Raw genomic sequence first — 12,750 nt, forward strand, 5'->3', positions numbered from 1 at the left:
ATTCATTTTAAACAAACCGATCATCAGCTAAAATCTTTAAGAGAACGAACAAATGAATATACTTAATTAATGCGCAATCAGTATACGCAGCATTCTCCGTAGCGGCTCCGCAGCACCCCAGAGCAATTGATCGCCTACTGTAAAAACAGATAAATATTCTCCACCCATCGCTAGTTTCCGCAAACGTCCTACAGGTATCGATAGGGATCCTGTTACTGCTGTGGGTGTTAATCTTGAGGTTGTTGCTGCTCTATCATTGGGTACAATCTGCACCCAATCATTCGAGCCAGCGATGATCTCTTCAATTTCATCTAATGGTACATCTTGTTTTAATTTGATCGTCAAAGCCTGACTATGGCATCGCATCGCACCGACACGCACGCAGATGCCGTCAACAGGAATTTGCCGGTTACTTCTGCCGAGGATTTTATTGGTCTCTGCTTGACCTTTCCATTCTTCACGACTCTGTCCATTGGCTACCTCTTTATCAATCCAAGGAATCAAACTACCTGCCAATGGCACACCAAAATTTTCTGTTGGGAATTTATTATTCCGCAAGGTACCTGCAACTTCCCGATCTATATCGAGAATATTTGAAGCAGGATCATCCAGTAAATCTTTTGCCACCCTATGTGCTTCACCCATTTGTAGTAGTAATTCGCGCATGTTTTTGGCCCCCGCACCCGATGCCGCCTGGTAAGTCATGGCGCTCATCCATTCCACCAACCCTTTTTCAAAAAGACCGCCAACCGCCATTAACATCAAGCTTACCGTGCAATTACCACCAATATAATTCTTGACACCATCGTGCAGCGCTTGTTTGATCACCGGCATATTAACTGGATCTAGTATAATAACTGCATCATCTTCCATACGCAGTGCAGATGCCGCATCTATCCAATATCCTTGCCATCCGGATTGGCGCAACTGCTTGACAACTTGGTTGGTATAATCACCACCCTGACAGGAAATAATGATATCCATTGCACTGAGTTGTTTGATATCAAAAGCATCTTTTAAGGATGGAATTTCCTTGCCAATTCCAGGACCTGCACCACCTTGCTGTGATGTTGTAAAAAAAATAGGATTTATCAGCGAAAAATCTTCTTCTTCTCGCATTCTCTGCATTAATACGGAGCCGACCATTCCTCGCCAGCCAACAAAACCAACTTGTTTCATTGCTTATCTCTTATCCTAAAATTGACAATCGGTTAACTATTTAAAAAACTTTCGTAAATATTAGCTTACTTTATAAATCCATAACAAATGATTTAATGTACTAATTCCACCCTAATTCAATCTATCCTTAAATTAAATTTGCGATTTAGAACCATTTCACAGAAATGACAATACGGCATCACCCATTGCTTGCGTACCGACAGATTTCATACCCGGCTCATCAATATCTTTTGTTCTGAAGCCCTGCGCCAAAACTTTTTTAATTGCATTTTCTATTTGAAACGCAGCTTCCTCCTGATTAAATGTATAACGCAGCATCATGGCAACCGAAAGTATGGTCGCAAGCGGATTAGCCAGATCCTTCCCGGCAATATCGGGGGCCGAACCATGAATCGGCTCGTACAAACCTTTATTATTTTCATCCAGCGAAGCAGAAGGCAACATCCCAATCGATCCCGTTAACATCGAGGCTTCGTCAGACAATATATCGCCAAACATGTTCCCGGTCACAATCACATCAAACTGTTTGGGATTACGAACCAATTGCATGGCGGCATTATCGACCAACATATGTGAAAGAATCACTTGCGGGTACTCCTTGGATACCTCAATAACAACGTCACGCCACAATTGCGTACATTCCAGCACATTCATTTTATCGACGGAGCATAACTTACCCTGCCGTTTACTGGCTGCCCGGAAAGCAACATGCGCAATACGTCGGATTTCTGCTTCGCTGTAAATCATCGTGTTGAATCCGACACGTTGCCCGTCACGCATCTCAATACCACGCGGTTCACCAAAATAAATATCGCCGGTCAGTTCGCGCACGATCATAATATCAAGTCCAGCAACCACGTCATATTTCAAACTGGAAGCATTGGCCAATTCTGGATAAAGTATCGCTGGCCGCAGATTGGCAAACAAGCTCAGTTCCTTACGAATAGCAAGCAAGCCGCGTTCAGGACGTTGTTGGCGCGGCAATGTATCATATTGAGGACCACCTACAGCGCCCAGCAGAACCGCATCCGCTTGACTCGCTAATCGATGCGTTGCATCAGGATACGGCTCTCCGGTTGCATCAACAGCACACCCTCCGATCAATCCATATTCCAACTCAATTGCCAGGCCATCGGCTTTTAAAGTATTCAACACACGCACGGCTTGCGCCACGATTTCCGGCCCGATGCCGTCGCCAGATAAAACAGCAATTTTCATCATATTCTAACTTTCAGCAATGTCATTCACATAAACAGCCAAGGCTGCTCGCTGCATCGTTTTTGTTCAAATTGTTTAATCTTTTCTGCTTGTTGCAGCGTCAAGCTGATCTCATCCAGCCCATTTAACAAACAGTGTTTACGAAAAGTATCGACAGCAAAGCTAAATTCCTCATTGTTTGGCGTACTCACTGTTTGTTTCTGTAGATCTACCGTGAGACTATATCCTTCAGTTGATTTGACTGCCTCAAACAAACGATCCAGTACTACCGCATCAAGAGTGATCGGTAATAAACCAATCTTAAAACAATTGTTAAAAAATATATCCGCAAAACTGGGGGCGATAATGACACGGAAACCATAATCTTGAAGTGACCACGGCGCATGCTCACGACTTGAACCGCAACCAAAATTTGCACGTGCCAGCAATATTTGTGCGACCTGATAACGTGGTTGATTTAATACGAACTCCGGATTCGGCTGGCGCTGTCCCGGATCCGTTCCCGGCTCTCCATGATCCAAGTAACGCCATTCGTCGAATAGGTTTTGACCAAAACCCGAGCGTTTGATTGACTTAAGAAATTGTTTTGGAATGATCGCATCGGTATCAACATTAGCACGGTCCAGCGGTGCCACCAAGCCAGTAAAAGTATGAAATTTTTCCATTTAATTTATTATTTCACTCGCTTATTTCGCGCACATCGACAAAATGACCGGCAATTGCGGCGGCTGCAGCCATTGCCGGACTGACCAAATGTGTTCTGCCGCCGGGGCCTTGCCTGCCTTCAAAATTTCGATTTGATGTGGAAGCGCAACGTTCACCGGCAGTCAGCCGGTCATCATTCATCGCCAGACACATGGAACAACCGGGTTCACGCCATTCAAACCCGGCTGCGAGAAAAATCCGGTCCAGCCCTTCTTGTTCGGCTTGTTTCTTGACTAAACCTGAACCAGGCACAACCAGCGCTAGCTTGATCGTCGAGGCAATGCGTTTACCTTTAACAATTTGTGCTGCCGCCCGTAAATCTTCAATGCGTGAATTGGTGCAAGAACCGATAAATATTTTGTCGAGGGTAATCTGTTGAATCGGTGTATTGGCAACTAACCCCATATAATTCAACGCTTGTTGCATATCATGGCGTTTCACTTCATCGATAATAAGAGAAGGATCCGGCACCGTGCCATCGATCGTAGTTACCATTTCAGGAGAAGTCCCCCAGGTAACCTGGGGTTTGATTTGTGCAGCATCTAAAGCGACTATCCGGTCGAAAACCGCATCGACATCACTCTGCAGTGTGCGCCAATACGCAACCGCCCTATCCCACAACTCTCCTTTGGGTGCGAAAGGCCGTCCTTTAATGTAATCAATCGTTGTATCATCAACAGCCACCATACCAGCACGTGCGCCGGCTTCAATCGCCATATTACACAGCGTCATTCGTCCTTCCATGGATAACGTACGAATGGCACTGCCAGTAAATTCGATCGCATAACCCGTTCCACCAGCAGTACCGATTTCGCCGATAATTGCCAAAGCGATATCTTTAGCGGTAACGCCCAAACCCAAGCTGCCTTCAACAGAAATGCGCATGGCTTTGGCTTTTTTCATCAATAAGCACTGCGTTGCTAATACATGCTCAACCTCTGAAGTGCCGATACCAAATGCCAAGCAACCAAAAGCACCGTGCGTACTGGTATGCGAATCGCCACAAACAACCGTCATGCCAGGCAATGTCGCGCCTTGCTCAGGGCCAATGACATGCACAATTCCTTGACGCAAATCCTGCATTTTAAATTCGGTAATCCCCAATTCATCGCAATTCTGATCCAATGTATCGACTTGCAAACGGGAAATGGGGTCATGAATACCATGACTGCGATCAGTCGTTGGAACATTATGATCTGCAACTGCCAGGATAGAATCAAGACGCCAAGGTTTCCGTCCAGCCAGCTTCAAACTTTCAAATGCTTGCGGACTAGTCACTTCATGCACTAAATGGCGATCAATATAGATCAATGCCATACTATCCGGCTCGTCCGATTCAGTATGAACCACATGTTGATTCCACAGCTTGTCGTATAACGTTTGCATCATACAAATTTAAATTTTTTAATTAGCCCGCAATTATCCCATAAAGTTTACTGATTCAACAAACTATACGCAGCACAATCTATTAATGACTGAATGGTTTCATTTTCCATGCGATTAAGATCAATCCGGTTAACGCCGCGGCAGCACTGATAAAGAAGGTAGTCTCCGCCCCCAGCCAATCCCAGGTATAACCGCTAGAGATTGCTCCCAAAGCGCCACCCAATCCATAAGCAATGCTGGTATAAATCGCTTGACCTTTCGCTTGATGACGGCCATGAAAGAATTGATGTATCACCATCATGGCCGCAATATGATGCGCGCCATAAGTTGCTGCATGTAAAACTTGTGCAAAGACGATAATTACCGGCCAAGCAACCCCCTGCCCTATCAGTAGAAAACGCAAAATGGCACAGGCAAAGCTAAAAATTAATATGTGCTTTAAACTGAAATGCCGCATCAACCACGGCATAATAAAAAAAATGCCGATTTCACAGATCACACCGGTAGCCCATAACCATCCGATAAACCCCTTGTCATAGCCATGTTCAACCAGATAGATTGAGAAAAATGTATAGTAAGCCCCATGCGCAAACAACATCAATAAGCTGGCAATCAAAAAAGCCATGACTTCCGGGCGCAGACAGATCTGCCGTACCGTATGCAATCCTGCGGTGTAATTGATAATTTCCTTCTCAGGAATCTGATAAGAAAAAATCAAAATGCCAAACTTTAATCCCAGAATAATCCAAAGTAACCAGATAATTTCCACGCTTTGCAAGAAATAACCGATACCGACTACTGCCAGAACAAACCCGACGGAACCCCAAGATCGAATACGCCCGTATTTATCAGTGCGGTCACCCAAATGTGACAGTGTAATTGCTTCCATGAGTGGCAACGAGGCGCTCCAGAAGAAACTCATTGACAACATAACAAAAAATACCCAGGCAAACGATTCGCCCAGGAAAAAACCACAAAAGCTTAATAATCCACTTGCAGCAGCAATCTGCACAACCCGAATGCGCTTTCCCATATGATCGGCCAACCAACCCCAGGCGGCAGGCGAGAAAATCCGGGTAAATAATAGCAATGACATTAATACACCGATTTGCAACGCACTAAATCCAAGGGATTGCAAATACAAGCTCCAATACGGTGCAAATGCGCCAATCACCGCAAAGTAAAAGAAATAGAAACCGGAAAGGCGCCAATAAGGAAGTGAAGGCATAAACTGAGTTAATTGACGCAGTGATTAAACTAAAAAATAGTTGGTTAAACGTTGTCTGTTAGGTGAAATTAAAAATTGAATACCAAACACTCACTGGGTGTAACGAGGATAGCTTCCTAGAAGGATCCATTTTACTAGAATTCCCGCTTTCCATGCAGCTAAGAGAAGCAAGCGGCAATCAACTCGATACGACTTCATCAGATGCCTTAATAAAACATCGCGGACCTTTCGCTACTAACCCAAAAGTTTACTTGTTCTACACCCAGATAGTTGACAATCCACAAGCCCTTCGATAGTCTCCTTGCACAGATTGGATTTTGTATTTTCACGCGCTCGCCATGCTCTGATTAGATTGAAGAAAACTTTGGCAAGATGCAGAATCATCACCTCACGCCTGCGTTTCTCAGTCAATCTAAGTTTTATGCGATACGTAAATACATTTTTTTCATCTTTAACAACTACAAAAACTCGTTAATCTAAAAAGGAGAAAATGATGGGACTTAAAGGATCTAAAACAGAAGGAAACTTGAAGGCCGCTTTTGCCGGTGAATCTCAAGCTAACCGTCGTTATTTATATTTCGCAGCTAAGGCCGACGTAGAAGGACAAAATGACGTCGCTGCTGTATTCCGGTCTACCGCTGAAGGTGAAACCGGTCACGCGCATGGCCATCTGGAATATCTGGAAAACTGTGGCGACCCGGCTACCGGCATGCCTTTCGGCGCTTCCCGCGATAACCTGAAAACAGCCATCGCAGGTGAAACGCATGAATACACCGACATGTATCCAGGCATGGCAAAAACAGCACGCGATGAAGGTTTTGACGAAATCGCTGACTGGTTTGAAACGCTGGCCAAGGCTGAACGCTCACATGCCAATCGCTTTCAGCGCGCACTGGATAGCTTAGCCGATTAATTCGTTACACGATACGATCGCTTATTGCATGGAATCATGGGGGTTTATCTAACAATTATACCGTTGGCTAAACCCCATCCTCTAATCGAAAAATTTTTCTACCGCTGAAACTCGTTTATGTCTACTCGTGAAGGCAGTCTCGAAGCACCGAAACGTCATCCCATTGACTGGAAAAATCCTGATTTTTATAACGAAGCCAGTCTGAATCAGGAAATGGAGCGCGTTTTCGATATTTGCCAGGGATGTCGCCGCTGTGTCAATCTTTGTACAGCTTTTCCACGCTTGTTTGATCTGATTGATGAAAGCGCTACCGGTGAATTGGATAGCGTCAACAAAAACCAGTTCTGGGAAGTGGTCGACCGCTGCTATCTTTGCGATATGTGTTTCATGACCAAATGCCCTTATGTGCCGCCGCACGAGTGGAATATTGATTTTCCGCATCTGATGTTACGTGCCAAGGCAGCCAAATATAAAAGTCAGGGCGCCGGTTTTCGTGACAAATTACTCTCCAGCACTGATTTGATGGGCAAACTCGCCACTATCCCCGTGGTGGTTCAAACCGTGAACACCATTAATAAAACCCCGGTTACCAGAAAATTAATGGACAGCATGTTGGGAATTCATGCTGATAGAAAACTGCCTGAATACACGACCCATAAATTCCGCTCAAACGCTAAACCCAACGATACTTTTCCGGTAAAAAATGGCACTCGCACGCCCGGCAAGGTCGCTATTTATGCTACCTGCTACATTAATTATAACGAACCGGGCATCGGTCACGATTTACTGAAGATACTGGAACATAATGAAATTCCAACCTGCCTGGTGGAAAAAGAAGCCTGTTGCGGCATGCCGAAACTGGAACTGGGTGATCTGGAAGCAGTGGAAAAACTCAAAAATGAAAATATTCCCCATTTACTGAAACTGGCCCAAGCGGGCTATGCCATTCTCTCCGCCGTGCCCTCCTGTACATTGATGTACAAACAGGAATTGCCACTGATGTTTCCGGATGATAAAGCGGTTCAGGCTGTTGCAGCTGCCATGTTTGATCCGTTTGAATATCTGGCATTAAGAAACCAAGACAACTTACTCAAGACGGTTTTCAAAAAATCGCTGGGTAATGTGGCTTACCATATCCCCTGCCATCAACGCGTGCAAAACATTGGCAAAAAGACTCGCGATATCCTGCAACTGATACCCGATACAATAATAAACGTCGTAGAACGCTGTTCAGGCCATGACGGCACCTGGGGCGTAAAAAGCGAACACTTTGCCGACTCGATGAAAATTGGCCGACCGGTTTTCAAACAAATGGCCGCATCAGATCCAGATTACATCAGTTCGGATTGCGCCATCGCCGCGCGGCATATCGAACAAGGCATAGGCGAAAGCAAAGCGCAGAAATTACACCCGCTCACTTTATTGCATATGGCTTATGGCATTGATGCCGATCTTCAGCCTTTGGTCGAATCCAATCCACCAGTCACCCATACCACACAACCCGGTGAAAAATACATGACGCCAATAACCCACGACAACCTGCTGACATTGGAAGCTTATGCCAAAATACGCAAAGATTTCCGCGCGCAAGTAATGACACATAAGAAAACACGCAAAATCGCTCTGGGAGAAAATATTACGCTGATCTTTGAAGATGAATTGACCGTTCGTTATCAAATTCAGGAAATGTTGCACGTAGAACGTATTTTTCAGGAAGAAGAGATCATTCATGAGCTTGAGACTTATACGCCATTGATTCCCGATGGACATAACTGGAAAGCCACCATGATGATTGAATACCCGGATCCAACGGTGCGTGCAGCCAAATTGGCTACCATGGTAGGCATCGAAGATAAAGTGTGGGTCAAAATTGCCGGGCATACGCCCGTATATGCGATTTCCGACGAAGATCTGGAACGGGAAACCAGCGAAAAAACCTCGTCCGTTCATTTCCTGCGTTTTGAGCTCACCCCTGAAATGATCCAATCCCTCCGGCAAGGCACAGCGTTAAGTATGGGCATTGATCACCCAGCCTATCAGGCAACAATAGATGCCATTGATGCCAGCGTTCGCGCATCGTTGTTAAATGACTTGTCTGCTGCATGAAACGAGCACTTACGCTGATCTGCATCTTGTTTTTGTTTGCTTGCGCTAAGCCAGCATTCAAAGACGAATTTGAAAGCGACAAACCCTGGGTTGAACAACTGACACAACTCCCCGCTTACCCGGATAAGAAAAATCTGATGGCATTCGATGCAGGTGCTGTCAGCGATAATCAATATTTCGTTGACACAACCTCCATAAAAATAGGTGAAGATGGTGTCATTCGCTTTAGCTTAGTTATCAAATCCTCTGCAGGCGCCTTGAATGTCAGTTATGAAGGTATCCGCTGCGCCACCAGAGAAAGAAAAGTGTATGCCTTAGGCCGGAATGATAAAACCTGGGCACAACCTCGCATATCGGAATGGCAAAAGCTCGATCTTGTCCGGCAATTCTATGCACAACGAGAACTATCCAAAAATATCTTTTGTCCCCATCAGCAAATAGTAAGCACGCCTAAGGAAGCCATCGAGTCCTTAAAAGCAGGCATGCATCGAAGCATATTCCGTTAGCGGAGCAATTCTCTATCGCCAATACACGCCCCCTCTTTAGTACCGGTTTTTATCAAAGATTACCCCTGCTCGCACCCAAATCTCATCACAAATATAATCAACAATCTATCTAGACCCTATTGTTTTTATGGTAATTAGAGTTCACACTCTTGACCGGGGATTTGATCTGCATTCAAATTAAAACACGCTCTAAAGGTCTCGCCACAGAACGTAGTAATCAATTATTGTAACCCTATTGATAACTGAAGTTTCTACCAAGTATTAAACAGTGTTTCCCCAGAAATATCCCAAACAACCAAAATAAGGAAGAATCATATGAACAAAGGCTTTTGCTTAACACTACTCAGCGTAGTGGGGCTGTTTCTCCTAGGTTTCAGCAGTTGGGTCAGCGCTAGTGAAGTAGCAGCTGTTGTGAGTGAAGCACAAGTAGTTGCAAAATATAATTACATTATCAATATCCTGACCATGCTTCTGGTCGGTTTTGGTTTTCTCATGGTATTTGTCCGCCGCTATGGGTTTGGTGCCGTAACTGGCACTTATCTCGTCGTCGCCGTTGGACTTCCGCTCTACATCCTGTTACGTGCTAATGGCATCTTTGGCCACCAGTTATCACCGCACACGCTGGATTCGTTGTTATTTGCCGAGCTATCAGTCGCCACGGCATTAATCGCCATGGGTGCTGTACTAGGGCGTCTACGTGTTTTTCAATACGCATTGCTCGCTCTTTTAGTCGTTCCGCTTTATCTACTGAATGAATGGCTCGTGCTCGATGATGCGATTGGCTATACCACCGGTTTTAAGGACTCAGCCGGTTCAATTGTGATTCATGCATTTGGTGCCTATTTTGGATTAAGTATGTCCATTGTCCTCACCACAGCTTATCAACGCAGCAAGCCGATCGAATCGGATCATACTTCTGATCGCTTTGCCATGTTGGGTTCAATGGTGCTTTGGATATTCTGGCCAAGTTTTGCCACAGCATTGGTGCCATTGGAAAATATGCCGCAAACGGTCGTCAATACATTGCTGGCACTGTCTGGCGCAACGATTGCTACTTATTTTCTCAGTTCCAAATTGCACAACGGCAAAACCTCCATGGTCGATATGGCCAATGCGGCATTGGCGGGTGGTGTAGCTATCGGTTCTTTGTGCGATGTAGTGTCTCCAACCGGCGCATTTGGCATTGGTTTGCTGGCTGGTACTGTTTCTGTTTTAGGTTATGTTTTCCTGCAGCCAGTATTGGAATCCCGATTCAAACTCGTCGATACCTGTGGCGTGCATAACTTGCACGGTATGCCTGGATTAATAGGTGGACTCAGTGCTTTCTTCGTAGTACCGGATATTGCCATTGCGCAATTCAACGGCATCATGATTACCCTTATCATTGCCATTACCGGCGGATTGATCGCTGGTGCCATCGTCAAAGCGACCGGCACCACACGCGAGCCTTATGAAGATAGCGTGGAATTTACACACCTTGCAGGTCCTGAAACAGAGAATTTGCCGGAGCAATTACAAACGCGCGTGGAAATTCTGGAAACGCATGCCGCAAAACCACAGGCCCCAGTTGAATCGCCTGAAACCAAAGCACTGGTGGCAAGACTGGAGTCCCGCATCATGACTCTTGAAAATAGAGTTGCGGCAACACAGACGCAGAATACTGAAGCAAAACCAGAATCACAGACTTAATATCTCTTCAGTTCCAACCCTCGCTGCTTGCAGCGGGGGATTTCGTTTTCTGCACTAATTGGTCGTTATTCATGGGACTTAAAAACCGTAGCACCAGGAAAATATGCTTTTCCCCATTTAACTAAAGCTTCCAATACCGGTCGCAAATCCTCTCCTTTTTTTGTCAGAATATATTCATAACGTACCGGTTTTTGTTGATAAGCTTGTTGAATAACAAGCCCGGCAGCTTCCAGCTTTTTCAGTCTATCCGCCAATATATTTGTGGCAATGCGCTCCGGTGATGTCAGAAACTCTTGGTATCGCCTTTTCCCCAACAACAGATCACGGATAATCAGCAAAGACCACTTATCCCCCAACTGATCTAGCGCGCAAGCAATCGGGCAATGCGATCGCTCAAAGATGGTTTTGTTCGAATTGTTCGTCATACGCCAAAACCTTACTCAGAAAATATCAGAAAGGTAGTAATGTAATATACTGACTTGCAATTAACAAGTTTATAATATAAAGTAACTTGCACTATACAAGTAGCATTGAAATTATTACTAATGAGGAGCTGACATGCTAAAACTTTACCAATTTGAACGCACTTGGGGAATTCCAAATTTAAGTCCTTTCTGTTGCAAAATAGAAACCTACTTGCGCATGGCGGAGATCGAATATGAAATTAAACCGGCGCTTCCTTTAGGCGCACCCAAAGGAAAACTGCCCTACATCGAAGATAACGGCCAAGCTTTGGGTGATTCGCGTTTTATCATCACACATCTCAAATCAACTTATAAAGACATGGATAAAGGACTGCCAGAAGAAAAATTAGCCCTATCGGTTGCCATACAGCGTTTACTTGAAGAACATTTATTTTGGGCTGCGCTTTATTCGCGCTGGCAATATACGGATGAAAATTGGCAAGTCAATAAACAAGCAATTTTTGGCGGATTACCGCCCATTATCCGCGACATTGTCGCCAGTGGCTGGCGCCGTAAAATCAAACAGCAGATTTTGGGTCATGGCACCGGTAGACACCAAGCTGAAGAAATCTTCGCACTTGGCAAGCAGGACATGGATGCGCTATCTGCAAGCCTCGGCAACAAACCCTATTTCTTGGGTGACCAACCCACCACGCTGGATACCACAGCTTTTGGGTTGCTCATCAATATCATCGGCTGCCCCATTGAATCACCGTTGAAAGAATATAGCCTAACCAAGAACAATCTCGTCAATTATGTCGATCGAATCGAACGTGAGTTTTATCCAGACTTGCAAAGCACTTGATAGATATCATGAGCAACGGAATACCCTAATGGCAATTAAGCGATTTCTATGGATCGTTCTGTTATGCAGCATCGCAAATACTGCATCAGCGGCCCGATTTGATCATACGACTTGGGATGATTTGCTGCGCGAGCATGTTTATAGAATCAACCAACAACAGGCCAGTCAAGTCAATTACTATGGACTTGCTCTCAATCATGGGCAGTTACAAAAATATTTATCACAACTCTCAGCGGTTAAGAAAAGTGATTTCTCAGACTGGGATCAATCCGAACAGCTCGCTTTCCTGATCAATGCATACAATGCGTTTACTGTCGAAATAATTCTGCGGAGCTATTCTTCGATTGCGACCTTGCGGGCTTATGCACCGGTCACGCTGAGCTGGAAATCCCAATTAATTTCCATGATGAAGAACCAACGGGAATTAGAATTCATATCGTTACTCGGTGAATTCTGTCAATCAGCGTTGAAAACTTTCCAGGTATCAGCGTCTAAAACTTTCCACCTGGTTTAGTTGGTTAATCAGTTTTTATGTTCTTTTTTCGATGCTT

The 12,750-nt window shown here is 44.9% G+C and carries 12 protein-coding genes; 6 read left to right on the forward strand and 6 right to left on the reverse strand.

Annotated features, from left to right (window positions below; genetic code table 11):
- Nucleotides 1–66: 66 nt before the first annotated feature.
- From asd to ACH10T_RS12005, 5 genes are all read right to left on the reverse strand, one after another.
- Entirely contained in the window at nt 67–1,179 is a 1,113-nt protein-coding gene (gene asd, locus ACH10T_RS11985; RefSeq protein ID WP_394809500.1) for an aspartate-semialdehyde dehydrogenase, read from the reverse strand.
- Nucleotides 1,180–1,335: 156 nt separating this feature from the next.
- Nucleotides 1,336–2,397: a 3-isopropylmalate dehydrogenase gene (leuB, locus tag ACH10T_RS11990; RefSeq protein WP_394809510.1), complete on the reverse strand. Its 1,062-nt coding sequence runs from the start codon at nt 2,395–2,397 to the stop codon at nt 1,336–1,338.
- 26 nt (nt 2,398–2,423) lie between these two features.
- Nucleotides 2,424–3,062: a 3-isopropylmalate dehydratase small subunit gene (gene leuD / locus ACH10T_RS11995; RefSeq protein ID WP_394809501.1), complete on the reverse strand. Its 639-nt coding sequence runs from the start codon at nt 3,060–3,062 to the stop codon at nt 2,424–2,426.
- A 13-nt stretch (nt 3,063–3,075) separates the two neighbouring features.
- Nucleotides 3,076–4,488 carry a 3-isopropylmalate dehydratase large subunit gene (gene leuC / locus ACH10T_RS12000; RefSeq protein ID WP_394809511.1) on the reverse strand — a complete coding sequence of 471 codons (1,413 nt, stop codon included), beginning with the start codon at nt 4,486–4,488 and terminating at the stop codon, nt 3,076–3,078.
- An 82-nt stretch (nt 4,489–4,570) separates the two neighbouring features.
- Nucleotides 4,571–5,716 (reverse strand): MFS transporter, encoded by a 1,146-nt coding sequence (locus tag ACH10T_RS12005; protein ID WP_394809502.1) that lies wholly within the window; start codon nt 5,714–5,716, stop codon nt 4,571–4,573.
- 493 nt (nt 5,717–6,209) lie between these two features.
- On the opposite strand from ACH10T_RS12005, the gene ACH10T_RS12010 reads away from it, so the two are divergent.
- The 4 genes from ACH10T_RS12010 to ACH10T_RS12025 all read left to right on the forward strand — a co-directional run bounded on the left by ACH10T_RS12010 (nt 6,210) and on the right by ACH10T_RS12025 (nt 10,930).
- Nucleotides 6,210–6,629: a rubrerythrin family protein gene (locus ACH10T_RS12010; RefSeq protein WP_013966504.1), complete on the forward strand. Its 420-nt coding sequence runs from the start codon at nt 6,210–6,212 to the stop codon at nt 6,627–6,629.
- A gap of 117 nt (nt 6,630–6,746) precedes the next feature.
- Nucleotides 6,747–8,735, forward strand: coding sequence for a DUF3501 family protein (locus ACH10T_RS12015; protein ID WP_394809503.1), 1,989 nt, complete (start codon nt 6,747–6,749; stop codon nt 8,733–8,735).
- Nucleotides 8,732–9,241, forward strand: coding sequence for a CNP1-like family protein (locus ACH10T_RS12020; protein WP_394809504.1), 510 nt, complete (start codon nt 8,732–8,734; stop codon nt 9,239–9,241). Before ACH10T_RS12015 ends, ACH10T_RS12020 begins: the two co-directional genes overlap by 4 nt.
- Nucleotides 9,242–9,556: 315 nt before the next feature.
- Nucleotides 9,557–10,930 (forward strand): ammonium transporter, encoded by a 1,374-nt coding sequence (locus tag ACH10T_RS12025; RefSeq protein WP_394809505.1) that lies wholly within the window; start codon nt 9,557–9,559, stop codon nt 10,928–10,930.
- A 65-nt stretch (nt 10,931–10,995) separates the two neighbouring features.
- Here ACH10T_RS12025 and ACH10T_RS12030 read toward each other — a convergent pair whose 3' ends face one another.
- Entirely contained in the window at nt 10,996–11,355 is a 360-nt protein-coding gene (locus ACH10T_RS12030) for a winged helix-turn-helix transcriptional regulator (protein WP_394809506.1), read from the reverse strand.
- A 133-nt stretch (nt 11,356–11,488) separates the two neighbouring features.
- On the opposite strand from ACH10T_RS12030, the gene ACH10T_RS12035 reads away from it, so the two are divergent.
- Nucleotides 11,489–12,199, forward strand: a complete 711-nt coding sequence (locus tag ACH10T_RS12035; RefSeq protein WP_394809507.1) for a glutathione S-transferase family protein — start codon at nt 11,489–11,491, stop codon at nt 12,197–12,199.
- 28 nt (nt 12,200–12,227) lie between these two features.
- The gene (locus ACH10T_RS12040) at nt 12,228–12,713 is read left to right on the forward strand and encodes a hypothetical protein (protein WP_394809508.1); all 486 of its coding nucleotides are present in this window, start codon (nt 12,228–12,230) and stop codon (nt 12,711–12,713) included.
- Nucleotides 12,714–12,750 lie beyond the last annotated feature (37 nt).

Source organism: Nitrosomonas sp. (genome assembly GCF_043753625.1).
In the GTDB taxonomy this organism is placed as follows: domain Bacteria; phylum Pseudomonadota; class Gammaproteobacteria; order Burkholderiales; family Nitrosomonadaceae; genus Nitrosomonas.